The sequence below is a fragment of the Janthinobacterium sp. HH106 genome, assembly GCF_001758725.1.
Taxonomy (GTDB): Bacteria; Pseudomonadota; Gammaproteobacteria; order Burkholderiales; family Burkholderiaceae_D; genus Janthinobacterium.
In genome coordinates, this window is sequence record NZ_LRIC01000063.1 from 43,536 (window position 1) to 67,526 (window position 23,991).

The following is a 23,991-nucleotide window of genomic DNA, read 5'->3' on the forward strand; positions in this document are numbered from 1 at the left end:
GAAACGAATAATAAGGGCGTAGCCGCCGGCCACGCCCTGAAAAAGAATTTGTTACCAAATGTTTATCCGGCGGCGATGCGTCCCAAACCGGGATCGTCGCTGAAAAAGCCGTCCAGTCCCGTCTCGATGTAACGCCGCATTTCCGCCACGGAACCGGCTTCGTTGCGCGCATTCTCGCCATTGCCATCGCGGAAGTCGGCCGCCAGGAAACGGTTTTCCGGGCGGAAGGTCCACGTGTGCAGCAGCAAACCGGCCTGGTGTGCATCGTCGACGATGGACGAGGGTTTTGCCAGACGCTGGTCGGCGCCCAGCGCGATGATTGCTCGCGTTGGCGGCGCCACCACGTCCGCGTAGGCGGCGATGTCGCGCAGGCCGGCCGGTGTGGTCATTTGTCCAAACGTTAACTTTCCGCCCGCCTTGACGACATCCATCGGACGCACGTCGCCGCCCACCACCAGCTGCATCAGGCGCACGTTGGCGCGCCGTCCCAGCTTCTCGCGCAGGTACTTCAGATTCGCCACTTCGAAGGACTGGATTTCGATCGGCGCGCGGCGCGTGTATTCGTGCGCCAGCATGGTCGACAGGAAACGGTCTTCCAGCGCCAGGCCCGCATCGCGGAAGTAGGTCGAGCTTTTCAGCTCCGGCACGAGGCCGATGACGCGGCCGCTGGCGGCAGATTGCGCTGCAACAAAATCGATGATTTCTTCCCACGTGGGGATCTGGAATTGTCCATCGTACAAGGTGTTGCCGGTGCGGACTTTCGGCAAGCGTTCGATGGCGCGCAGGGTTTTCAGTTCCGCCAGGGTGAAGTCGTCAACGAACCAGCCTTCGTGCCATTCGCCGTCGACCATCTTCTTGCCGCGCCGGCTGGCAAACTCGGGCCGGCGCGCCACGTCGGTGGTGTCGATCAGGTTGCTTTCGTGGCGCGCCACGAGGATGCCGTCGCGCGTGGCCACCAGGTCCGGCTCGACGTAGTCGGCACCGTCGAGGATGGCCTTGGCGTACGACGCCAGGGTATGCTCGGGGCGCAGGGCGCTGGCGCCCCGGTGGGCGAACACGAGCGGGCGGCTCGGGGGCGTGGCCAGCAGGCCGGCGGCAAAGCCCGGTGCTGCCGCCAGGGCCAGGCCGCCCACGGCCGCCTGGACGAAGTTGCGGCGCGAAAAGTGCCGTTGCGGGAGGATGGGTGAGCGCATCAGAAATCCGCCGTCAAGGTCAGGAAGCCCTGGCGCGGGGCAATCGGGAAGGTGTTGTACGTCTTGTCGGCCGCGCCCACCACCACGTTCAGCGCACCTTCGCGGTTGGCCAGGTTGCTGACGTTCGCGCGCCAGCGCGGGTTTTTCAGCCAGCCGGCCATGGCCGGCAGCTTGCCCGACACGCCCAGGCCCATCAGGAAATAGCTGGGGACCGACAGATCGTTGGTGTACGTCGCGTAGCGCTTGCCCACATAGTCTCCCGTCAGTTGCACTTCGATATCGCCAAACGTGGCGGAAGCCACGAACTTGTTCAGCCATTCCGGCGAGCCCGGTACGTTCTTGCCAGCGGTCAAGACCAGCGCGGCGCCATTGTTGTAATTGTCCGCGTACTGCGAGCGGTTGTACGACAGGGCATTGTAGAACGAAAAATTGTTACCAAAGTGCACGGTGCCCGCGATATCGATGCCGTCCGTGCGCACGCTGCCCACGTTGGCCAGCACGGGATTGCCGCCGATGATGGAGGAAATCACGGGCGTGGGGCTGATCTGCAGCAAGCGGTTGCTGAAATCGACGTGGTAGACGTTGACCTGGCCATCGATGGCCGTGATGGCGCCCAGGCTCAAAGGATGGCTGCCGCGCACGCCCACTTCATAGGTGAGGGCCGTTTCCGGCTTGGCGTCGCGCTTGAACAGATCAAACGCGGCCTGAGTCGACAAGCTCCACGGCGAGGCGCCGCCGCCGCCATAGGTGACGAACTGGCGCATGTTTTTCTGGATGTTGAAGTACAGCTGGTCTTGCGGCGTGAAGTCCCAGCGCGCGCCCACTTGCGGCAGGAACCATTTTTTCGTGTTGATGGTGCCGACCGGCAAGGCCGTCGAGCCGCCCGCGATGGCGCCCAGCGCCGGCTGCACGGGGAATTGACCGTCGGCAAACTGCAGGCTGGACTTGAAACCGGCCTGCAGGGCGATATCGGGGCGGATGCGCCATTCATCCTGCAGGTGCAGTTGCACCACCTTGTTGTCGATCTCGCTGCCGTACTGCGTGATCAAAGGATTGCTGGGGCGGTCATACGGCGAGGTGGGGTTGTTGACGTCCAGCGCATACCAGCGGCGGTAGGCGGACGAGCGGTTCTGTTCCAGCCACAGGCCCGCCTCCAGCTGGTGATTGCCGATTTCCTTGCGCACGGTGGAGATGAAGCCGCCGCGCTTGATGTCGTATTCCGTCGTGCGCACGGCGTAGCCCGAGTTGCCGAACACTTGTTTCAGGTTCTGTTTCGGGTAGTACACGCTGAACAGGCCCGGCAAGCCGGCCACGCCGATGGGGCCGGCCACCACGCCGGCGCCGTCATCCTTGTGGTAATACACCTGGTTCGACCAGGTCATGCCATCTGACAAGTTTGCGTCGAACTTGGCGTAGGCCAGGTAATCGGTGCGCTGCGCATCGCTGTAGTAATTGCGGTAATTGTTGCCGTCCGCGGCAGGCGTGGCGCCCGTCGGCGACAGGTAGTTCAGGGCCGCCTTGAAGTCCGGGTACAGGAAGGGGCGCGTGTACGGTGCGCTCGTTTCTCCCGCCACGTGCACGGTGCTGTCTTCGTTCGGCTCGATCTTGTCCGAGTAATTGAAGAACAGGGTCAGCTTGCCCGCCTCGCTGCGGTTGACGTATTTGGCGTTGAACTGGTCGCCGCCCTGGCGCGCATCGAAATCCCAGGCGCGCGCTTCGTGGTGCAGGATGGAAAAATAGGCGCTGCTGCCGTCGCCGAAAACGCCCGTGTCGTAGCGGGCAAATGTGCGCGAGGTGCGGTGGCTGCCCACCGTCTGCTGCAGGCTGGCGCCTTGCGTGGCCAGCGGATCGCTGGAATAGGTTTCGATGGTGCCGCCCAGGTTGCTGGTCGAGGCTGTGGCCAGGTCGCCCGCGCCCGAGGACAGCACGACGCTGCGCACGTTTTCGCTGATGACGGCGCGCTGCGGCGACAGGCCGTTGTAGTTGCCGTATTGCTGGTCGCCCAGCGGCACGCCATCCATGGTGTAGCCGAGTTGCTGACCGGAAAGCCATGCACGAACAGCGATAGGTTTTGCTCGTTGTTGCCCCAAGGATCGGCCGTCTGGAAGCTGACGCCTGGCAAGGTTTGCAGGGCTTTCAGGGGATTCGTGCCGGGCAGGATTTTCTGGATTTCATTCTTGCTCAGGGCCACCGAGGAGCGCGTCTTGCGCGAGGAAATCTCCACGGTGGCCATCGGGGCATTATCGTCGGCAGCCGGGGCGGCAGCGGCTGCCATGTCGGTCGTGGCGGATGCCACGGCGGCGGCCACGGCCGTTTGCGCCAGGGCCGGCAAGCTCAAGCCCGCGGCGCACGCGCCCAGCAAAACGTGGAAGGAATGGCGGCGCAGGGCCAGCGTCAAGTGGGTGGTCATCATCAGCCTGTGGAAAGTGGGAAGTAATACAAGCTGCGCAGCGTAACGGCGGCGCGTGACGGGCTGATGACGAACTGATGACGGAACGATGACAGTGGAAACGATTGCGCCGCCTCAAGGGCGGCGCGGCAGATTCATGGCGAAACTGTAATGCTTAGTTGATGCTGGCGGCTGGCGGAATCAAGACCTCGGCCGGCGCATCCGTGATGAACAGCTGCGCGCAATCGACCTTGTCGAATTCGTAATGCTGGCCGCAGAAATCGCAGTTCACTCCCACTTGCCCCACTTCTTCCAGGGTGCTGTTGACTTCTTCCTCGCCCAGCATTTTGAGCATATTGCCCACTTTTTCGCGCGTGCAGCTGCAATGGAAGCTCGGGTGCAGCGGATCGAAGACGCGGATCGTTTCTTCCCAGAACAAACGCTGCATGAGGGTATCGATGTCCGTCGACAGGATTTCCGCCTCTTTCAGGGTCGATGCCAGCATCACGGCGCGGTTCCACGTGTCGAGCGCATCTTCTTCCGACACGGGCGTCGCCTCGGCCTTGCCGCCATGGTGCGGCAGCTTTTGCAGCAGCAGGCCGCGCGAGACGGTGTCGTCCGTGGCCAGCCACAGACGCGTGTCGAGCTGTTCCGAACGCAACATGTAGTTTTCGATCACGGTGGCCATGTCGTCGCCGTCCAGCGGCACGATGCCCTGGTACGGTTGCTGGCCCGGCACCTTGTCGGCCGGGTCCAGGGTGATGATGAAGCGGCCCTTGCCCGTGGCGTTGAGCAATTGCGGCACCGTGGCCACGTCGGGAATGGCGGCGTCCGGGTCCAGCTTGGCCGTGGCGCGCAGGCGCAGGTCGGAATCGCATTCGACCACCATCAGGCGCACGGGACCGTCACCGTGGATTTGCATGATGATGGAGCCGTTGAATTTCAGGTTGGCCGACAGCAGGGCGGCGGCGGCCACCATTTCGCCCAGCACTTTTTTCACGGCCGTGGGGTAGGCGTGGCGCGACACCACTTCCTGCCAGGTGGTCGATACGTCGATGAACTGGCCGCGCACGGCGGCATTGTCGAAAATAAATTTTTGCAGGGTATCCTGGCCGGTGGCGGCTGCGCTGACGGCGCCCGTGGTTTCAGTCGTCATTCTCTTATCCAATCTTCTTGAGTTGCGTATTAAATAGCTGGCCGCGCTGCACATAGTTCACGGCGTTGCCTTGTAGCCTGGTGATATCGTCTGCCGTCAGGGCCCGCACGGCTTTCGCCGGTGAGCCGATGATCAGCATATTGTCGGGAAATTCCTTGCCTTCCGTGACCAGGGCGCCCGCGCCGACCAGGCAGTTTTTGCCGATCTTCGCGCCGTTCAGGATCACGGCCTGGATGCCGATCAGGGCGCCATCGCCGATCGTGCATCCATGCAACATTGCCTGGTGGCCAATGGTCACGTTCCGGCCGATGTCCAGCGGGTAGCCCGGGTCCGTGTGCAGCACGGCGCCTTCCTGCACATTGCTGTTGGCGCCCACGGTGATGCGTTCGTTGTCGCCGCGAATCGTGGCGCCGAACCATACGGAGGTATTCGCTTCCAGGGTCACCTTGCCGATCACGTTGGCCGTGTCGGCAACAAAAGCGGAAGCATCAATCTGCGGCGCATCGGCGCCCAATTGGTAGAGTGTCATCGTTAGCCTGTGGCGGTGGTGGAAGCGCCGGGCGCGGCCGGACGCAAAAGTTTTGCGCTATTTTACGCTGTTGCAGGACAAGTCCGAGCGCCGACCGTCAATCCGGTATAATTATCGAACGGTCGTACTTTTATGTTCATCCTATCTACAGACACAGCATGTGGCGCCATCTGCGCCACTTTCAAGGCAGGCAATCAGATGAAACCCATGAAACTTTCCCGTTCCGAATTCATCAACATCCGCGGCGCCCGCACGCATGTGCGCCACTGGGGCCGCGAAGGCGCGCCCATCCTGTTCATGGTGCACGGCTGGATGGACGTGGCCGCCTCGTTCCAGTTCGTCGTCGACGAGTTGCACGGCGACTGGCACGTGATCGCGCCCGACTGGCGCGGCTTTGGCCTGAGCGATTACACGCAATCGGACACCTACTGGTTCCCCGACTACCTGGCCGACCTGGACGCCATGCTGCTGCACTATTCTCCGGACGCGCCCGTTAACCTGCTCGGTCACAGCATGGGCGCCAACGTGGCTGGCCTGTACGCGGGCGTGCGGCCCGAGCGCATCAGCCGCTTCATCAACCTGGAGGGCTTCGGCATGATGGCAACAAAACCGGAGCAGGCGCCGGGCCGCTACGCCAAGTGGCTGGATGAATTGCGCGAGCCGCCTGCCATGCGCAGTTATCCCACGCAAAAGGCCGTGGCCGAGCGCCTGCAAAAGACCAATCCGCGCCTGCCGGACGACCGCGCGGCCTTCCTGGCTGAACACTGGTCGGCGCAGAACGAGGCGGGCGAGTGGGACATCATGGGCGACCCGCAGCACAAGCGCGTCAATCCCATCCTGTACCAGGTGGAAGAAGTGATGGCGTGCTGGCGCCGCATCACGGCGCCCGTGCTGTGGGTGGAAGCTATTGAGACGAATATGTGGCAATGGATGGGGCCCAAGGAACAGGCGCGCATCGAGATCGACCGGCGGTTGGCCTGCATCAAGGATGTGCGCTGCGAGATGATGGCGGACGCGGGCCACATGCTGCATCATGATCAACCGGCGGCACTGGCGCGCCTGGTGGAAGCATTTTTGACCTGATGTGTATCGGGAACGCTGCAGCGCGATTTGACAAGCAGCGTACAATGAAAACTTCTTCCATGCTGAGCCCGTGCAGGGTATTGTTTTCACATGCTTAAAGTCGACCTGCATTGTCATTCGAATATCTCCGACGGCGTGCTGTCACCTGCCGCCGTGGCTGCGCACGCGCGCAAGGCGGGCGTCGATGTGTGGGCGCTGACGGACCACGATGAAGTATCGGGCGTCGCCGCCGCGCGCGCGGCCGCGCTGGACCTGGGCATGCGTTTCGTGGCCGGCGTGGAAATCTCGATCACGTGGGCCGGCGAAACCGTGCACATCGTGGGCTTGCAAGTCGATGAAAACAACCCGGGCCTCGTGCAGGGCTTGCACCAGACGCGTTCGGGGCGCGACGCGCGCGGCCGCGAGATTGCCCGCCAGCTGGACCTGGCCGGCATCCCCGACGCCTATGAAGGGGCCTTGAAATTCGTCGGCAACCCCGATCTGATGTCGCGCACGCACTTTGCCCGCTACATCGTGGAAACGGGCAAATGCGCGAATATCCCTGACGTGTTCAAGAAATACCTGTCGGAAGGCAAGCCAGGCTATGTCGAGCACCGCTGGGCCACCCTGGCCGAAGCCGTGGGCTGGATACGCGGCGCGGGCGGCGTGGCCGTTATCGCCCACCCGGGCCGCTACCGCTTCAGCGACATGGCGCAAGGCGTGCTGTTCGATGAATTCAAGCAGCTGGGCGGCGCGGCCATCGAAGTCGTCACGGGCAGCCACAGTCCGGACCAGTATCCGGAATACGCGCAGCTGGCCAACGCCTACGGCTTCCTCGCCTCGCGCGGCACGGATTTCCATGCGCCGGGCGAATCGCGCGTGGATTTTGCCATGTTGCCGCCGTTGCCTGCCAACGTGACCCCCATCTGGCACGACTGGTTTTAGCTGACAGCCAGGCAAATCTGCTGCGCGGCGCGCTTTGCGGCCGGCGATGCTCACCGTACTCCAGTACGGTTGCGCTTCTCGGCCACAAATCACTGCCGCTCGCGACGATTTTCCTGGCTGCCGATGCGCCGTCGTGTCGCTGCTTGAAATCTGCGTTTGCGTGCATATCTTTTTGTTATTCTTGTTATACATAGTCATCTGGAGCCATCGCCCATGAAACGTATCGTTCTTTTTATCGCAACCAACCTGGCCGTGATGCTGGTGCTGTCGCTCGTCCTCAGCTTGTTGGGCGTGGGCAATCCGGCGCGGGGCAGTACCCTGAACCTGGGCAGCCTGCTGGTGTTTTCGCTGGTGGTGGGTTTCACCGGGTCCATCTTTTCCCTGTTGATCAGCAAGCCGATGGCCAAGTGGAGCACGGGCGCGCGCGTGATCGACAATCCGACCTCGTCGACGGAATTGTGGCTGGTCAATACCGTGCGCGCGCTGTCCGAGCGGGCCGGCATCGGCATGCCGGAAGTGGCCGTGTACGAAGGCGACGCGAATGCGTTTGCCACGGGCGCGTTCAAGAATTCGGCGCTGGTGGCCGTGTCCACCGGTTTGCTGCAAAGCATGAACCGCGATGAAGTCGAAGCCGTGCTGGGCCACGAGATCGCCCACGTTGCCAATGGCGACATGGTCACCTTGACCCTGATCCAGGGCGTGGTGAATACCTTTGTCGTCTTCATGGCCCGCGTCGTGGGTTTGTTTGTCGACAATGTGCTGTTGAAAAATAACAACCGCGAAGGCGGCGGGCGCGGCATCGGTTACTTTGTGACCGTGATGGTGTGCGAAGTGATCTTCGGCCTGCTCGCTTCCATCATCGTCGCCTGGTTCTCGCGCCAGCGCGAATTTCGCGCCGATGCGGGTTCAGCCAAGCTGCTGGGCAGCCCCACGCCGATGATGCATGCGCTGGCCCGCCTGGGCGGCGTGCCGCCGGGCGAACTGCCGCAATCGATGCAGGCGCTGGGCATCAGCGGCGGCAATGGCGGCTGGGGCGCGCTGTTCGCCACCCATCCGCCCATCGAAGAACGTATCGCCGCGCTGCGCAGCGTACAATAATGCTAACTTAACAAGCTGGTTCGCCAGAACGCTTACACATGAGTCAATTTTTCCAGATTCACCCTGAGAATCCGCAATTGCGCCTGATCAAGCAGGCGGCCCAGATCATCCAATCCGGCGGCGTCGTGGCCTTGCCCACCGATTCCTGCTACGCGCTGGTGTGCCAGCTCGACGACAAGGGCGCCGTCGAGCGCCTGCGCCGCATCCGTGGCGTGGATGAAAAGCACCATCTGACCTTGCTGTGCCGCGACTTGAGCGAGCTGGGCGTGTATGCCAGAGTCGACAACCGCCAGTTCCGCCTGCTCAAGGCGGCCACGCCGGGTGCCTACACCTTCATCCTGGAAGCGACCAAGGAAGTGCCGCGCCGCCTCAGCCATCCTTCGCGCAAGACCATCGGCCTGCGCGTGCCGCAGCACCGCATCGTGCAATGCCTGCTGGAAGAGCTGGGCCAGCCGCTGCTGGGCGCCACATTGACCCTGCCCGGCGACGAAGAGAGCCTGACGGATGCCGACACCATCCGCGAACGGCTGGAAAAACTGGTCGACCTGATCATCGACGGCGGCGTCTGCGCGCATGGCCCCAGCACCGTGATCGACCTGACGGGTCCGGAGCCGGAAGTGGTGCGCGTGGGACGGGGCGACCCGGCCGTGCTGGGCTTGTAGAGGGGCATGGCGCGGCCGTTGGGGCGCAGCTCTTCAGTTGTTCTTAATGACAACGTAAGAAAGGGCCTGGGACGCCTCTGGTAGAATCGCGGTCATGAGCGATTTCAATACGATAGTCCAGACCGTTGCGGTGTACCTGGTGCCGGTGCTGTTTGCCATTTCCCTGCATGAGGCGGCGCATGGCTACGCCGCCCGCTATTTCGGCGACCCCACGGCCTCGAACGAGGGCAGGCTGAGCCTCAATCCGATCCGGCATATCGATCCTTTCGGCACGATCCTGCTGCCCTTGATACTGTATTTCACGATCCAGGTACCGTTCGGCTATGCCAAGCCGGTGCCCGTCGATTTCAGCCGCCTGCGCAATCCGAAGAAACAGATGGCCTGGGTGGCGTTTGCCGGGCCTGGCGCCAATTTCGTCATGGGCCTGGGCTGGATGATCGCCTTTGTCGTGCTCAGCGTGCTGCCGCCGACGGAAATGGGCATGTTTTTCCGCAAGATGGCGGGCGCCGGCGTCAGCGTCAATGCGGCCATGTTCGTCTTTAACCTGATTCCCGTGCCGCCGCTCGATGGCGGACGCATCATGACGGGCTTGCTGCCGATGCAGCTGGCGCGCCCGTACGCCAGCATCGAGCGCTACAGCCTGTATGTGTTCGGCGCCCTGGTGCTGCTGATGTACACAGGCATCCTGAACCGCGCCCTGCTGACGGCGATCGAATTTGTCATAGGCATTTTTGTCACCGTGGTCACGCCCCTGACGGCCCTGTTGACTTGATGCAAGCAACTGGATGGTTGTAAATAATTGATGGAAGTACCGATGCAAGCAATTGAACCAATAGTAGACACTGAAACGATTTCCGGCTGGCTGCGCCGCTGGGCACCCCTGATCCCGGGCGGCGAAGTGCTGGACCTGGCCTGCGGCGCAGGCCGCCATGCGCGCCACCTGGTGAGCCTGGGCCACCCGGTGCTTGCGCTCGATCATGATCCGGAAATGCTGGAAAAGGCGGCCGGCACGGGTATCACCACCTCGCTGGTGGACCTGGAGGCGCCGGGCGCCGTGTGGCCCTTCGCTCCCGGCCGCTTTGCCGGCATCGTCGTCACGAATTATCTGCACCGGCCGTTGCTGGAAGCCATGATTGCCAGCCTGGCGCCCGATGGCGTGCTGCTGTATGAAACGTTTGCCGAGGGTAATGAGCAGTTCGGCAAGCCGTCGAATCCGAAATTCCTGCTCAAGGAAGGCGAAATGCTGACCTGGGCGGTGCAGCAGGGTTTGCGTGTGGTAGCGTATGAAGATGGGCGCGTCGAACAGCCAAAAGCTGCTCTGGTGCAACGAATTTGTGCCGTCCGGCCGGATTTTCCACGGTTGGCAGCCTTGCTGCCGACGTTTTGAGCGGCCATACTATGTCAGAATGCACCACAGGCGCGGGCTATCCGCTACAATCGTTGTTTTATTTATCGGCGCTATAAACTTACTATGATCAAGGGCAGCATTGTAGCAATCGTCACCCCGATGCACGCAGACGGCAGTCTGGACTTTCCAGGTCTGCGCAAGCTGATCGACTGGCATATCGCCGAGGGTACGGACGGCATCGTCATCGTTGGCACAACGGGCGAATCGGCAACAGTCAGCGTGGAGGAACACTGTGAACTGATCCAGTTGACCGTCGAACATGCCAAGGGACGCATTCCTATCATCGCCGGTGCCGGAGGCAACTCCACGGCCGAGGCCATCAAACTGACGCGTTACGCGAAAGAAGCGGGCGCCGATGCTGTCTTGCAAGTGGTGCCGTACTACAACCGTCCTACCCAGGAAGGCATGTACCAGCACTTCAAGGCCATCGCCGAAGCCGTCGACATCCCCGTCATCCTGTACAACGTGCCTGGCCGCACGGTTGCCGACATGAGCAACGAAACGATCGTGCGCCTGTCCGCCATCCCGAATATCGTCGGCGTGAAAGATGCGACCGGCAATATCGGCCGCGGCATCGACCTGCTGCGCCTGGTGCCGGCCGACTTCGCCGTGTACTCGGGCGACGATCCGACGGCCATGGCGCTGATGTTCTGCGGCGGCCACGGCAACATTTCCGTGACGGCCAACGTCGCGCCGCGCGCCATGCACGAACTGTGCGTCGCGGCCATGGCGGGCGAGCGTGCCAAGGCGATTGCCATCAATAACAAAGTTTTCCCTCTGCACCAGAAATTGTTTGTCGAGCCCAACCCGGTGCCCGTCAAATGGGCGATGGCCGAAATGGGCCTGATGCCTGCCGGCATACGCTTGCCACTGGTGCCGCTGGCTGAAAACTGCCATGCCACCGTGCGCGATGCCTTGCGTGACGCCGGCGTCCTGTCTTAAGGCCGAACTTCAAGCCCGGACTTGACCAGTCCGGACCTTCCCTGATTCCAGCTGCTACTTAGCTTCTTATCCAGTTACGACATGACTAATTGCAAGAAAAACCAATCGGCGCCTGCCACCATCGCCGTCCGCGGCATCGTCATCGGCGCCGTCGCAGCCAGCCTCGCGGGCTGCGGCATGATCAGTTCGGTAGTCGGCGGCGACAAGGTCGACTACAAGTCGGTCAAGAAAGCCGGCACCCTGGACGTGCCGCCTGACCTGACGCAATTGCAGCAGGACAACCGCTACTCCTTGCCGGATGCGAAAAACGGCGTGGCCACGGCGTCCGGCTACAACGCGCAGCGCAACGCCACGGCCGGTACCCCGGTCGTTGTGGGCGCCGACGGCGTGGTCGGCGTGGTGCCGGTCACGGCAGGCGGCGTGAAGGTCGAGCGCGCGGGCAACCAGCGCTGGCTGGTCGTCAAGCAGTCGCCCGAGGTGCTGTGGCCGCAGCTCAAGCAATTCTGGGAAGATTCGGGCTTTACCATTGCCGTCGACCAGCCGACGGCTGGCATCATGGAAACCGAGTGGAACGAAAACCGCGCCAAGGTGCCGCAAGACTTTATCCGCAGCACCATCGGCAAGGCCTTCGATTCGCTGTACTCGACCGGTGAAAAAGACAAGTTCCGTACCCGCGTGGAGCGCCTGGCCGACGGTTCGACCGAGATCTACATCAGCCACCGCGGCGTGGAAGAGGTTGTCACCGGCCGCGACAAGGAAACCACCACCTGGACCGCTCGCCCGAACGATCCGGGCCTGGAAGCGCAATTCCTGGCCAAGCTGATGACGCGCCTGGGCGCGGCCAGCGACGAAGCACAAGCGAAGACGTCCGTCGATGCCGCGATTGTGCAGCCGCAGCACGCCAAGCTGGTGGGCGATGCCGCCACGCCGGCGCGCGCCATCGAAGTCGATGAGGGTTTCGACCGCGCCTGGCGCCGTGTCGGCCTGGCGCTGGACCGCGTCGGCTTCACCGTGGAAGACCGCGACCGCACGCAAGGCACGTATTTCGTGCGTTACGTCGATCCGGACGCGGTCAAGAAAGATGGCTTCTTCTCGAAGCTGTTCAGCTGGGGTTCGTCGTCCGACAAGGACAAGGAAGCGCAGCGCTACCGCGTCCTGGTCAAGGCCGGCACTGGCTCGACCAGCTTGGTCAGCGTCCTCAGCAACGAAGGCAAACCCGATACCTCGCCAGTGGCCGAGAAGATCCTGGGTCTGCTGAACGACCAGTTGAAATAAGCGCTACATTCGCGGCAGGCATCAGAACCTGCCGCGCATTAAAAAGGCTGGCCCGGGAAACCGGGCCAGCCTTTTTTAATTGTGAATGCACTTGGACGTAGCAACGCCCAACAAAACCGTAGCGAGCGCCAGTGATTTGTGGCTAAGAAGCGCAACCGTACTTTAGTACGGTGAGCATCGCAGGCCGCAAAGCGCCGCGCGCAGTAGGTTTGGTTGGGCGTTTACCCAACAAAAAAGCCGGCCCTAAGGCCGGCTTTCTCTAGTGCTGGGTGCTAATTACTTAGCAGCCGATGCAGCAGCCGAAGCGGCAGCAGCAGCGTCCGAAGCGGCCGAAGCAGCGCTCGAAGCAGCAGCAGCAGCGTCGGTAGCGGCCGAAGCAGCAGCGTCAGCAGCAGCAGCTGGAGCAGCTTCAACTGCTGGTGCTGGTGCTGGGGTTTCAACTACTGGTGCTGGTGCAGGAGCTTCTTCTTTTTTGCTGCAAGCAGCCAGAGCAACAACCATCAGGGAGGCGATCAGCAGGGATTTTTTCATTTGTTTTCCTTAATTATTTCAAAAAATAAATCAATATTGTTGCGATGAATAATTACCGGTAATTATCGCTCGTTAGGTCGTCTTCGAAGGCTTTTCGTACCAGGTGGTGCCTGCCAGACAACGGAAACTTCCTAACCGAATATTATAGCGATTTTTGGTGCGTCGCAATAGGAGCAAGAGGCAAATTCGCAACTATTTTGTGATATCGCAATATTTGCCGAAGCAAATTGCAAGCAAGTGTAAGCGATTTGCGAAAGCGCGACAAAACGATATAAAAATAATATGTTTCATTGCGCTGGCGCAGAAGCTGTTATTTTACCTACTGTAATACCACTTTGCTACGACACGCTCATTCAAGCCAGTTCGATCCAGCCATCCTGATACCAGGTATACAAAGCATCCATCACGTCATCGGACGCCTGTGCCACGGCGGCGCCATCGAGGGCGCGTTCGTTGGCCAAGGTTTCCAGGGCCGTTTTGTCGGCCTTGCCAATGGCAAACGATTCGCCATTGATGAAGACATTCTTGCCACGATACAGCATCAGCGTCTTGCGCGACAACACGACACCCTTTTTCTGTGCGGCGTCCGCGAAGCGGCCCACCGTCAGCGGCTTGGACAGCGGCGTGAAAAACACGTTGTGCTTCGGTTCCGACAGGTGTTCGCCCAGGAAAATGGTCACGTCTTCTTCCGTGAAGCGCACCTTGTTCATTTCTTCCGCGATGGTGCTGAGCATTTCACGGGGGATTTCCGCTGGCTTGCCCGACGCTTTCAGGTCGGGATCGCTGTAAATGCCCGGCAAGTCGATCGAATCGGCCATGAATTGCAGGAAAGCTTCGCCCAGTTCCTGGAACGATGGCGAGCGGAAACCGATCGAATACGTCTGGCAGTCGCCGATGGCCACGCCGTCGTGCGCGTAGTGGGGCGGCAAATACAGCATGTCGCCCGGTTCCAGCGTGAATTCTTCGTCGGGCGTGAAGTTGCTGAGGATTTTCAGCGGCAAGCCGTCGATGAGGCTCAGGTCCTTCTGCGCACCGATGCGCCAGTGGCGCTTGCCCTGGCCTTGCAGCAGGAATACGTCATAGGAATCGAAATGCGGGCCCACGCCGCCGCCATCGGTGGCGAAGCTGACCATCAGGTCGTCCAGGCGCGCGTCGGGCAGGAAGCGGAACTGGCGCAGCAGGGCGTCGGCCTTGGCGCTGTGCAAGTTGGCGCCCTGTACCAGCAAGGTCCATTCTTTCTGTTTCAGCGAGGGCAGACTGGTCAGCGGACCTTGCTGCATGTTCCAGTGGCCATCCGCATGGCTGACCAGACGCGATTCGACGTGGTCCAGGGCAGCCAGCTCGGCCAGGGCCTTGACATCGAACAGCGCCTTGAAGCCAGGCACGGCTTGACGGATCAACAAGGGTTTTTTATGCCAGTAGTCGCGCAGGAATTGCGCCGGCGTGATATCGCCGAGGAGAGTTAATTTTTTCATGCGCCCATTATAACAACCGGAAATGCAGGAATGCGCCTGCCGTTGGCGGCGTGAAGGTATAATTTGCCAGCTTATACAATGAAAGGAAGCATAATGAAGATTGCCAAAAATACGGTCGTGACTGTCAACTACAAACTGTCAGACGCGCAAGACAATCTGATCGAAGACGGCCGTCAGCCGATGGTCTACCTGCACGGTGATTATGAAAACACCCTGCCGAAGATCGAAGAAGAGCTCGACGGCAAGGAAGTTGGCTATTCCAACACGATCCAGATCGAACCGGATGATGCTTTCGGTGAATACGATCCCGCCCTGGTCAAGGTCGAGCCGCGCAATCGCCTGCCTGAGCCGCTGGAAGTGGGCATGCAGTTCGAAGGCATGCCGGAAAGCGATTCGCCGGACGAAGAAGCGATGATCTTCACCGTGACCGATATCGCCGACGACAAAGTCGTGCTGGACGGCAACCATCCACTGGCCGGCATCGCGCTGCGCTTCTCGCTGACCGTCGCTGACGTGCGCGAAGCCACCGAAGAAGAAATCGCCCATGGCCACGTGCATGGCGCACACGGCCATGACCATGGCGATGAAGATGATGAAGGCGAAGAGGGCGATCACTTCCGCACGCACCCGATTCATTAATACTGCTTGTTCCAGGCCGGCTATATGCCGGCCTGTTCGTTTGTGCCGCTGTAATTAACGACGTGGCGTTGACGCCTTGGCCCTCGCTTGCGCCGATGGGCGGGTGGCACGTTGACGTACCTCAAAGAATGGCGTCTTGCCGGGCCGTACGGCAATGGCGGACCAGTCGTTGTCGATGCTGACGTGGCCCAGGTTGCCTTTCCAGCTGATTTTTGGCGCGTCCGTCCTGGCCGCAGCCTTTTTGTTTTTGCCTTCCTTGCCGTCCGCTTCGGCTTTGCGCTGCGTATCGATCAATAACACCTTGCCGCTGAACTTCTTCGCCAGGGTGCGCACCTGCTTGCGCGGTCCGGCAAAACCATCCTGTTTCGAACTGAAGCTGGGCAGCAGCGAATTGTCGTCTTCATCGAGCACGCCCATGTCGCCATCGGAAAACAGCACGATGCCGTCGAGTTTCTTGCGTTGCGCCATGGCGAACAGGCGCTGCAGCCAGGAACGGTTGGCGACCAGCCGGTCTTCGAATTCGCTGTTGCGGCCGGCCTCTGGCAGGAAATGGTTGTTATTTGCGGGCAGGTTGATGGTGGCAAACAGCACGCCGCCATATTCCCAGTGGGCGTTTTCCGCATAGCTGCGGAATTTCGCCGTCGATGACAATCGCGACAGGGTCAGCTTGCGCTGGCCCAGGCTCTGGTCGTCGGCGAAATACACGTCGCGCAGGCGGTTCAGGCGCTCGATGGCGTTGATGCGGCCGCGCGAATTGCGGCAGTTGGCCCAGTCGCTGGCCGACAGCGAGACGATCAGCGGCGGACCGCTGGCGTCCAGCAAGTCCTTGCGTTGGCTGTACAGCTTGTCGCTGCACGATTCGCTGGCGGCCTTGATGCCGGTGGCCACGACGAAGGACGCGTTGAAAGCGCTGGTGTCCGCGATGGCTTTTTTCAGGGGGCCATCGTCGGGCCCCGCGTTGAAGGAATGGCCCAGCACGGCAAACTCGAAGCCGGCCTGGTCGCCAGCGGCGGCCAGCGCCGCTTGCCATGGCAGGCTGACGGCCAGCAAGCCGGCGGCCAGCAGGCGGATCGTGCCGCGCCGGATCGTCATGCGGCGGCCAGCCGTTTCAACTGATACAGCTGCTCCAGCGCATCGCGCGGCGTGAGCGCGTCGGGATCAAGGTCGGCGATGGCGTCGAGCAGGGCTTGCTGCGCTTCATTGAGCGCGGCCAGCGGTGCCGCCGCTGCCTCGTCTTCCTCTTGCGCATACGGATCGGCTGCCGGTGCGGCGAACAGGTCGCGCTGCGGCGTGGCGTCCAGCGCTTGCGCTTCCAGGCGCGCCAGGTGCTTGCGCGCCGCCTTGATCACGGGCTGCGGCACGCCGGCCAGCTGCGCCACCTGCAAGCCATAGCTTTGCGAGGCGGGACCGGCTTGCACGGCGTGCAGAAAGACGATGCTGTCCTTGTGTTCGACGGCGGACAGATGCACATTGGCGGCGCTCGGATGGCTGTCCGGCAATTGCGTCAGCTCAAAGTAATGCGTGGCGAACAGGGTGAAGCTGCGGCTGCTGTCGATCAGATGGCGCGCGATGGCCCAGGCCAGGGCCAGGCCGTCGAAGGTCGAAGTGCCGCGGCCCACTTCATCCATCAGGACCAGCGAATGCTCGGTGGCGCCGTTCAAAATCGCGGCCGATTCCGTCATTTCCACCATGAAAGTCGAGCGTCCGCCCGCCAGGTCGTCGGTGGCGCCGATGCGCGTGAAGATGCGGTCGATGGGGCCGATGGTGGCGGATGCGGCCGGCACGTAGCTGCCCACGTAGGCCAGCAGGGTGATCAATGCCACCTGGCGCATGAAGGTCGATTTACCGCCCATGTTCGGGCCGGTAATCAAGAGCAGGCGGCGTTCGTTGACGAGACGGCAGTCATTGGCGATGAAGCGTTCGATCTGCTTTTCCACCACGGGGTGGCGGCCTTCGACGATGTTGATGCACGGCTCGTCGACCAGTTGCGGGGCGGCCCAGTTGTGCTGCTGCGCGTGTTCCGTCAGCGCGTTCAGGGTGTCGAGCTGGGCCAGGCCTTGCGAAATCGTCTGCAGGGTGGCGATGTGCGGCGCCAGGTCGGCCAGCAGCAGGTCGTACAGCAGCTTTTCACGCACGAGGGCCTTGTCTTGCGCGGACAGAGCCTTGTCTTCGAACACTTTGAGTTCGGGCGTGATGTAGCGCTCGGCGTTTTTCAGGGTCTGGCGGCGGCGGTAGTCGTCCGGCACCTTGTCCGTCTGGCCGTGCGTGACTTCAATATAGAAGCCGTGCACCTTGTTGTATTCGACGCGCAGGTTGGCGATGCCCGTGCGCGCCCGTTCGCGCGTTTCCAGGTCGAGCAGGAACTGGCCCGCGTTTTCCGACAGCGCGCGCAATTCATCGAGTTCGGCATCGAAACCGGTGGCAAACACGCCGCCGTCGCGCACCATGGCGGCCGGTTCCTGCGCCACGGCGCGCACCAGCAAATCCAGGCAGGCCGTCGGCGTGGTCAGCGCCGCGTGGATGGCGGCCAGCAAACCCGTTTCGCCGCCCTGGCCGGGACCATAGCAGCGCACGACGTCGCCGCGCAGGGCCGGCAGTTGCAGCAAGCCGTCGCGCAGGGCGGCCAGGTCGCGCGGACGCGCCGACAGCAGGGCGATGCGCGTGGTGATGCGTTCGATATCGGGCACTTGCGCCAACGTGGCGGCGAGCGGACCGGCCGCCTCGCTTTGCGCCAGCGCGGCAATCGCTTCATGGCGCGCGCGCGCCACGTTCTGGTCGCGCCGCGCATGGTGCAGCCAGTGGCGCAGCATGCGCGAACCCATGGCCGTGCGGCAATGATCCAGCAGGGAGAACAAGGTCGGCGATTCCTGGCCGCGGATGGTTTCCGTCAATTCCAGGTTGCGGCGCGTGGCCGCGTCCAGGCCGATGAATTCGCTTTCCGTTTCCGTCGTCAAGGAGCGCACGTGCTGCAAGCCCCGCCCTTGCGTCGATTGCGCATAGCGCAGCAGCGCGCCGGCCGCGCCGAACGCGGCGCCGAGGCCATCGGCGCCAAAGCCCGTCAGGGTCGCCACGCCCAATTGATCGAGCAGTGCCTTGTGGCCGCCGACCACGTCGAAATGCCAATCCGGCACGCGGTTGATGTGGGTGCCCGCGTAGTCGTCGAACAGGTTGCCGTTGTCGCCGCTGAGAATTTCAGCGGGCACGATGCGTTCCAATTCCTGCTGCAGGCGCGCCGCCACGGTGGCGCTGTCGCCGGAAAACTCCATCAGTTTCAAGGCGCCGCTGGCCAGCGACAGCCAGGCCAGGCCCGTGGTGACCGTCTTGCGCTGCGTGATGCTGCACATGGCCAGCAGCGGGCGCTCGGCCTTTTCCGGCAGCAAGTCCGCATCCGTCAGGGTGCCGGGCGTGACCACGCGCATGACCTTGCGCTCGACGGGTCCCTTGCTGGTGGCCGGGTCGCCGATCTGTTCGCAAATGGCCACCGACTCGCCCAGCTTGACCAGCTTGGCCAGGTAGCCGTCCAGCGAGTGAAACGGCACGCCGCACATCTTGATGGGGTTGCCGCTGGCCACGCCGCGCGCCGTCAGGGTAATGCCCAGCAGGCGCGCCGCTTTTTCCGCATCCTCGAAAAACAGCTCGTAGAAATCGCCCATGCGGTAGAAGACCAACATCGTCGGGTGGTTTTCCTTGATGCCCATATATTGTTGCATCATAGGCGTAAGTTTGCTTTTTTGGATATTCGCAAGCTCTTGATTTAACTGCATATTCATCTGTAAGTATTTGATTTGTTTCGTTATTGTTGCGAATTCGTTGTTGCTCTATTGCATCGATACACATCAGCGCATATCATCACACTTCATGTTTTGGCGTAGCTAAATTGCTTCTTCTGCAGAAGCTACGCCAGAAAAACGTCTTTTGGTTCGCGGGTCGCATAAAAGCTACGCTGAACCTACGCTTAATGAGGTGAGAATGCAATTCGATGCAAGAGCGGCAAAGCTGCTCACGGCTGGCCAACACTTTACCATTTCCGACTGCCCAGGGCTGCGACTTGAGGCTACAAAGTCGAAGCGATCATGGATTTACCGATATAAGAGTCCGCTCGATGGGCGCATGCGTCAGACAAAAATCGGCGAATGGCCAGCAATCTCCCTGGCTGCTGCTACCGTCGAATGGGAACGCTTGCGTGGCGCTCGTAGTGCCGGTGTGGACTTGGCCATGGATAAACGGGAAGTGCGCGAGCAGTCGCGCCTGGCCACGGCGGCCGAGCGCGAACGTAAAGCGAAGGCGTTCCTCACTGTACGACGAGTTGGCGAAATGTATGTTGCTGGCCACTTGTCGCGTAATCGTGGCGAAAAAGGCGTCAAGGAGGTGGCGCGCATGTTTGAGACTATGCTGGGCGAGTTTGGCGATATGCCGGCTGCTGAGGTTTCTCGATCTGATGCCTTTGACCTTATCGAGAGTTTCGCGCATATTCCGGTCCAGGCGGCAAAGTTGCGGGCGGAGTTAGGATCAGCATGGGATTACGTACACGATGCCGGGCGCCTTCCAGACACCGTGCCGAACTGGTGGCGCTTGATCATGCGTGGGAAGCTGCGTAGCAAGGGGCGAGTGATACAGGGAGTGCAGGCCGGGCCGGTCAAACGTGTACTGAGCGCGGAAGAGCTGGCCACGTTGATAAAGTGGTTGCCAAATTTTTCGAAGGCAGTAGCGGACGCCCTAACGCTTTACCTTTGGACTTGCACGCGCGGTTCGGAAATTATGGCCATGGAGGTGAAGGAAATTACCGAGGAGGCTGATGGCCTTTGGTGGACGATTCCGAAGGCAAAGACGAAGAATTCATGGCGTGAGCATGCTACGGACTTGCGTGTTCCTCTCGTCGGGCGCGCTGAGGTGGTGGTGCGTAGGCGCATGGCCACAGCAACCGGCAAGTATCTTTTCCCGTCATGGGGAAAGCTGGGGTACATGGAGCAAAAGTCGGTAGGGGTGACAGTGTGGTATCACATGCCATACAGCGAAACGAAACCTGAGAGCCTACGTCCGCGCTTGCCGGTGACCCACTGGGCACCGCATGATCTGCGTCGCAGCTGCCGGACACAACTCGCAATACTTGGGTGCCCGGAAGAGGTGGCAGAGGCGGTGCTGGGGCACATGAAGAAAGGCGTAGTTGGTGTTTATAACCGGCATGCCTACGACCAGGAACGTAGAGAGTGGCTTTGCCGGCTCGACACGCACCTGGAAGCATTGGCTCGATAGCTCTATTTTTTTCTGCTGGTATTAGCTGGTGGTGGAATGTCTGAAATTGGACGTTCTTCCGCCCATTCCTCTATTTCACGCATCAACCAGGCGACACGATTTGGTGAGAGCTGGCGTGGCTTGGGAAATGCGTTTTCCCTCACCAGGCGCTGAATCGTTGCTGTAGCCAGCGTAACCAGTCCCGATACCGCTGGGAGGTCAACATAGATTGGTCGGGTCATTCTGTCTCCATTACTGATTCGATACGGACTGCAGCGCCGCCAGCCGCACGGCCCGGAACATACCCGGCCACTGGTGATCCAGCTCAACCCACGCGTGCAACTCGCCATTGCCCACGTCGCGGCGCAGGTCGTTGACGGTGCCGGCCTGGTAGCCTTCGTCGGTATCGAAAGTCACGCGGTCGCCAATGGAGACCGGCCGAGATAATTCAGGTGTTTGCATGGGTATCACTCCTTTTTATACTTGCGTTGCAGATGCGCCAAATGCGCGCTTGGCCCGCCTGGCTGCCGTTTTTTGTGGTGCAGATAGATGGCTTCGGTATCAATCCGGGCGCATGGCGCGCCCTCCCTATCAAAACTCCGTCCGGCGTTGAAGGACGGAGTGAATTTTTTGTTTTCTGGTGCTACTGCCACCGGCGCTTGCGTGGCCTGCGTATACTTATTTACACCAGTCCGAGGAACGGCAAGGGCCACCCCGGCCCGGTCTATCGTCCAGCGGTAGCGGGTTGACTCATAGACCGCTTGCGGCTGCGCCGCCAGATACACGCCTACGGGCCTGTGCGCCTCCACCTGCTCATAGCGCCCGTTGACGTCCTCTACCCGCTTGGCAAGCTGTATCGCGGCCTGGCGGCCCACGGTAGGCCCGCCCATGGCCCATATGAAACGGGCGAAGTCTGCGCGCTGGGCGATGGCGGGATTGTCAGACTCGACTTTCTGCGCGGCCTGGTAGGCTTCGCGGATAGGTTCAGGGGCGTTGCGCACCGACTCCTCCGACAGTCGGCGGAACTCGCGCCACACGCCCACCGGCACGCCACCGATCTGCTGAAACTGGCGAATGCCGTGTACCTGCGCCCAATAGGTGACGCGCTGGGAAGCCGTGAATTCCTTTTTGTCGAACATATCGGGCACGATGACGTAAGTACGGCCATCCTCGAATGCCTTGTGGTCTCCTACCCCTGCGCCGTCAATGCTCTTGCAGACGTACTTGATGATGTAGCCCGCCGCCGTGCCCTTCCCCGCCTCGATCCGTACCAGCTTGACGCGGTTCTTGATGGCGCCTGGCTCGTCGCCATCCTCGCGCATGGCGTAGGCATGAATGACCGCTTCCATGGCCGCCTGGTGCTCAGGCGCGACGAACAGCAGCATGTGCCAGTGCGGGCACCCGTCCGTGTGCGGCTCAGCGATGCGAAAGCCGTAGGGCTGGATACCGCGACGATGCAGCGCGGAACGGATGGCGGACCATACCTTGACCAGATACGCCTGTGCCGCGCGCGGCGTCGGGCTGCCGAATTCCGCGTACTTCGCATTCGTGCCGCCCACCGAGTGGTATTTGCTGGGGCACGTGATGGTCCAGAACATGCCTACGTGGCGCATCCTGTCGGCCACCTCTTCAAAGCCCCGGATGCGCAGCATCAATTCGCCGCGGCGCAGGGTTTTATTGCCCATGCCCAGTTCGGCCAGTTCGGCCAGGCTGTATACGTCGCCGTTTTCATTGGTGGCCGTGACGGCCTCCAGCGCTTTTTTGTTCGCCTCGTTTTGCGCCGCTTGTGCCAGGCACGTTTCGCGGCTGACATACGGATCGGCGCGCACGTAGGTCAGGCCCAGCTGAATCGACGTATGTTCGAAGCGGCGCATCAGTTCCTTGCGCAGTGAGCGGCGCCACCACGCATGATCTGCTGCACGTGCGATGTAGCCGCGTATCGTTGCCGCCACTGGCGACTTGACGCCGCGACGGCTGCATATCGCGTCAATCCTCGCCTTGATGGCGTGTTCATCGTGCAGGCTCGAACAAACCTCGTAGCACTCGCGTGCGGCCTGCAAGGCGGCCACCGAGATAGCACCCGGGCCAGTCATCATGCCATTGCTATCGGCCAGCGGCAGGCGCTGGTCGTCGGCCAGAATGGCATCGATCACTTCGCCACGGCGGCAGTTCAATCCTCCGAACAAGCGATGCACGGCGTTCGCCATGCGCGACGGTATGCCCATGCTCAACATCCTTGCGCCTTGCCCGTGGCGCCAGGCATGCGCCCGCCATTCATACATTTCTTGACCACACTGAGATTGCCTTGCAGCTTGTCCAGTTCGACCCAGATGCGGCCGCGCTCCAATGCATTGAATTTATTTAGGGCGTCGCGTGCACGCTCTTTTGGCATGCGAGCCGACATGACGGCTACCATGCGAGCGGCCAGCGGGACACGCGCCCAGTAGGCGGCGCGGATAGCCTCGACGTCTGCCGGTGTGGAGATCATCGCCAGTACAGCCGCAGATCGTTCCATGCGTTGTTCGCGTGGTGTTGCATTGATCTGCGCGGACACAGCGTCCATTTCGGCCAGAAACGCCCTGGTTTCCAGCTCTTGTTTGGTTAGTGTCGGGCCGGCAACGGCTGCGACGGCTGCCAATTCAGTGGCTATGCTGCGCATTTTCAACTCCCGATCCAACCAAATGCTGCCATCAACACAGGCGCGAACATGACAAGCCCGGCCATCAGGCCGCTGCAGAACGTTTTCAGATTCTCTTTCATTAACTTCCTCTTTTTGGGTTTGAACGGGTTCAACACACTCAAAACCTTGTCGCGTGCGGCCAGAATCTCGGCGGCAGGCTGGAACGACAGGTGATTTTCGATAAGGGACGCCGGCATGGTTCAGTCCTTGATGGCGCCGATGGCCCGCAGCACGCCGGGGGTAATGACGATCAGCAGCGACAGCAGCCAGATGCCGCAGGTTTTGGCCAGGCGCAGCATCAGCGTGCCCCTGGCTTGAGAAATTGCTCTGCCCAGTACGGGAGCGTGTGCGATGCGCCGCAGCAGTGCCGGGAACCCGCTTCATTGGCGAAAATGTAGTTCACCTCGATGGGCAGCTTGCCGACCAGGGCGCGTTGTTTGGCTGGCGCGAAAAAGCCGTCACGCTCCAGTGCCTGCGCATCGCTGACGATGAAGGTCAGATTGGCCGCGCCATAGGCGTGGTAGGTTTTGGCAATCTCATGGATGTGGGCGGTCAGCGCCGCGATGCCGATGCCCGCGCTGGCTTGCAGCAAAAAACACGTTGGTGCCACCGGGACAATGCAATTTTGCAAGGTCGGGCGGATCGTGCTTGATGCCAGGGCTTTGTCGGTATGACTGGTGGCGTGCAGCGTGTTTTCCATCGGTTTTCCTTATTTCAGGTTGAACGAATCCCGCACGCTCAAAAGGGAGCGCTGCAGGGCACAGCAAAAGAGGGG

25 protein-coding genes are annotated in these 23,991 nt (G+C 61.4%); 11 read left to right on the forward strand and 14 right to left on the reverse strand.

The window, feature by feature from the left end; all coding sequences use genetic code 11:
- Positions 1–62: 62 nt before the first annotated feature.
- Together JAB8_RS24340 and JAB8_RS24345 are read right to left on the reverse strand one after the other, a co-directional pair.
- Positions 63–1,193 carry a glycerophosphodiester phosphodiesterase gene (locus tag JAB8_RS24340; RefSeq protein WP_070291787.1) on the reverse strand — a complete coding sequence of 377 codons (1,131 nt, stop codon included), beginning with the start codon at positions 1,191–1,193 and terminating at the stop codon, positions 63–65.
- The gene (locus JAB8_RS24345) at positions 1,193–3,214 is read right to left on the reverse strand and encodes a TonB-dependent receptor (RefSeq protein ID WP_254679587.1); all 2,022 of its coding nucleotides are present in this window, start codon (positions 3,212–3,214) and stop codon (positions 1,193–1,195) included. The genes JAB8_RS24340 and JAB8_RS24345 overlap by 1 nt, the downstream gene beginning before the upstream one ends.
- Before the next feature lie 156 nt (positions 3,215–3,370).
- Between JAB8_RS24345 and JAB8_RS30040 the strand changes: the two genes are divergently transcribed.
- Positions 3,371–3,649 (forward strand): hypothetical protein, encoded by a 279-nt coding sequence (locus JAB8_RS30040; RefSeq protein WP_254679588.1) that lies wholly within the window; start codon positions 3,371–3,373, stop codon positions 3,647–3,649.
- A gap of 108 nt (positions 3,650–3,757) precedes the next feature.
- Here JAB8_RS30040 and hslO read toward each other — a convergent pair whose 3' ends face one another.
- Together hslO and JAB8_RS24355 are read right to left on the reverse strand one after the other, a co-directional pair.
- Positions 3,758–4,738, reverse strand: a complete 981-nt coding sequence (gene hslO / locus JAB8_RS24350) for an Hsp33 family molecular chaperone HslO (RefSeq protein WP_070291788.1) — start codon at positions 4,736–4,738, stop codon at positions 3,758–3,760.
- Positions 4,739–4,742: 4 nt separating this feature from the next.
- On the reverse strand, positions 4,743–5,267 hold the full coding sequence (locus JAB8_RS24355) for a gamma carbonic anhydrase family protein (protein ID WP_070291789.1): 525 nt from the start codon (positions 5,265–5,267) through the stop codon (positions 4,743–4,745).
- A gap of 207 nt (positions 5,268–5,474) precedes the next feature.
- Between JAB8_RS24355 and JAB8_RS24360 the strand changes: the two genes are divergently transcribed.
- The 8 genes from JAB8_RS24360 to bamC all read left to right on the forward strand — a co-directional run bounded on the left by JAB8_RS24360 (position 5,475) and on the right by bamC (position 12,659).
- Complete coding sequence (locus tag JAB8_RS24360; protein ID WP_070291790.1) at positions 5,475–6,350, forward strand: alpha/beta hydrolase; 876 nt, start codon at positions 5,475–5,477, stop codon at positions 6,348–6,350.
- 90 nt (positions 6,351–6,440) lie between these two features.
- Positions 6,441–7,274 carry a 3',5'-nucleoside bisphosphate phosphatase gene (locus tag JAB8_RS24365; protein WP_070291791.1) on the forward strand — a complete coding sequence of 278 codons (834 nt, stop codon included), beginning with the start codon at positions 6,441–6,443 and terminating at the stop codon, positions 7,272–7,274.
- Positions 7,275–7,487: 213 nt separating this feature from the next.
- The gene (htpX, locus tag JAB8_RS24370; protein WP_070291792.1) at positions 7,488–8,372 is read left to right on the forward strand and encodes a protease HtpX; all 885 of its coding nucleotides are present in this window, start codon (positions 7,488–7,490) and stop codon (positions 8,370–8,372) included.
- Positions 8,373–8,410: 38 nt separating this feature from the next.
- Positions 8,411–9,034, forward strand: coding sequence for an L-threonylcarbamoyladenylate synthase (locus JAB8_RS24375; RefSeq protein ID WP_070221428.1), 624 nt, complete (start codon positions 8,411–8,413; stop codon positions 9,032–9,034).
- Between the two features lie 94 nt (positions 9,035–9,128).
- Positions 9,129–9,806 carry a site-2 protease family protein gene (locus JAB8_RS24380; RefSeq protein WP_070221427.1) on the forward strand — a complete coding sequence of 226 codons (678 nt, stop codon included), beginning with the start codon at positions 9,129–9,131 and terminating at the stop codon, positions 9,804–9,806.
- Between the two features lie 42 nt (positions 9,807–9,848).
- Entirely contained in the window at positions 9,849–10,421 is a 573-nt protein-coding gene (locus JAB8_RS24385) for a class I SAM-dependent methyltransferase (protein WP_070291804.1), read from the forward strand.
- An 84-nt stretch (positions 10,422–10,505) separates the two neighbouring features.
- Entirely contained in the window at positions 10,506–11,384 is an 879-nt protein-coding gene (gene dapA, locus JAB8_RS24390) for a 4-hydroxy-tetrahydrodipicolinate synthase (protein WP_070221426.1), read from the forward strand.
- Between the two features lie 81 nt (positions 11,385–11,465).
- Positions 11,466–12,659 carry an outer membrane protein assembly factor BamC gene (gene bamC, locus JAB8_RS24395; RefSeq protein WP_070221425.1) on the forward strand — a complete coding sequence of 398 codons (1,194 nt, stop codon included), beginning with the start codon at positions 11,466–11,468 and terminating at the stop codon, positions 12,657–12,659.
- A 276-nt stretch (positions 12,660–12,935) separates the two neighbouring features.
- On the opposite strand, the gene JAB8_RS28335 is transcribed toward bamC, so the two are convergent.
- Together JAB8_RS28335 and JAB8_RS24400 are read right to left on the reverse strand one after the other, a co-directional pair.
- Positions 12,936–13,190 carry a hypothetical protein gene (locus JAB8_RS28335; RefSeq protein WP_071650198.1) on the reverse strand — a complete coding sequence of 85 codons (255 nt, stop codon included), beginning with the start codon at positions 13,188–13,190 and terminating at the stop codon, positions 12,936–12,938.
- Between the two features lie 353 nt (positions 13,191–13,543).
- Entirely contained in the window at positions 13,544–14,665 is a 1,122-nt protein-coding gene (locus tag JAB8_RS24400) for a cupin domain-containing protein (protein WP_070291793.1), read from the reverse strand.
- A gap of 93 nt (positions 14,666–14,758) precedes the next feature.
- On the opposite strand from JAB8_RS24400, the gene JAB8_RS24405 reads away from it, so the two are divergent.
- Positions 14,759–15,304 (forward strand): peptidylprolyl isomerase, encoded by a 546-nt coding sequence (locus JAB8_RS24405; RefSeq protein ID WP_070221423.1) that lies wholly within the window; start codon positions 14,759–14,761, stop codon positions 15,302–15,304.
- A 54-nt stretch (positions 15,305–15,358) separates the two neighbouring features.
- Here JAB8_RS24405 and JAB8_RS24410 read toward each other — a convergent pair whose 3' ends face one another.
- Together JAB8_RS24410 and mutS are read right to left on the reverse strand one after the other, a co-directional pair.
- On the reverse strand, positions 15,359–16,396 hold the full coding sequence (locus JAB8_RS24410) for a hypothetical protein (protein WP_070291794.1): 1,038 nt from the start codon (positions 16,394–16,396) through the stop codon (positions 15,359–15,361).
- Positions 16,393–19,068: a DNA mismatch repair protein MutS gene (gene mutS, locus JAB8_RS24415; protein WP_083287911.1), complete on the reverse strand. Its 2,676-nt coding sequence runs from the start codon at positions 19,066–19,068 to the stop codon at positions 16,393–16,395. The genes JAB8_RS24410 and mutS overlap by 4 nt, the downstream gene beginning before the upstream one ends.
- Before the next feature lie 205 nt (positions 19,069–19,273).
- On the opposite strand from mutS, the gene JAB8_RS24420 reads away from it, so the two are divergent.
- Positions 19,274–20,557: an integrase family protein gene (locus JAB8_RS24420; protein ID WP_070291796.1), complete on the forward strand. Its 1,284-nt coding sequence runs from the start codon at positions 19,274–19,276 to the stop codon at positions 20,555–20,557.
- 2 nt (positions 20,558–20,559) lie between these two features.
- Here JAB8_RS24420 and JAB8_RS28340 read toward each other — a convergent pair whose 3' ends face one another.
- The 6 genes from JAB8_RS28340 to JAB8_RS24440 all read right to left on the reverse strand — a co-directional run bounded on the left by JAB8_RS28340 (position 20,560) and on the right by JAB8_RS24440 (position 23,916).
- Positions 20,560–20,778 carry an AlpA family phage regulatory protein gene (locus JAB8_RS28340; protein ID WP_071654459.1) on the reverse strand — a complete coding sequence of 73 codons (219 nt, stop codon included), beginning with the start codon at positions 20,776–20,778 and terminating at the stop codon, positions 20,560–20,562.
- A 10-nt stretch (positions 20,779–20,788) separates the two neighbouring features.
- Positions 20,789–20,998, reverse strand: coding sequence for a hypothetical protein (locus tag JAB8_RS29285; RefSeq protein ID WP_139143170.1), 210 nt, complete (start codon positions 20,996–20,998; stop codon positions 20,789–20,791).
- 5 nt (positions 20,999–21,003) lie between these two features.
- On the reverse strand, positions 21,004–22,761 hold the full coding sequence (locus JAB8_RS24425) for a replication endonuclease (RefSeq protein WP_070291797.1): 1,758 nt from the start codon (positions 22,759–22,761) through the stop codon (positions 21,004–21,006).
- Between the two features lie 2 nt (positions 22,762–22,763).
- Positions 22,764–23,195: a hypothetical protein gene (locus JAB8_RS24430; RefSeq protein WP_070291798.1), complete on the reverse strand. Its 432-nt coding sequence runs from the start codon at positions 23,193–23,195 to the stop codon at positions 22,764–22,766.
- Positions 23,196–23,197: 2 nt separating this feature from the next.
- Entirely contained in the window at positions 23,198–23,413 is a 216-nt protein-coding gene (locus JAB8_RS24435; RefSeq protein ID WP_070291799.1) for a hypothetical protein, read from the reverse strand.
- Positions 23,414–23,514: 101 nt separating this feature from the next.
- The gene (locus JAB8_RS24440) at positions 23,515–23,916 is read right to left on the reverse strand and encodes a hypothetical protein (RefSeq protein WP_070291800.1); all 402 of its coding nucleotides are present in this window, start codon (positions 23,914–23,916) and stop codon (positions 23,515–23,517) included.
- Positions 23,917–23,991: the final 75 nt, after the last annotated feature.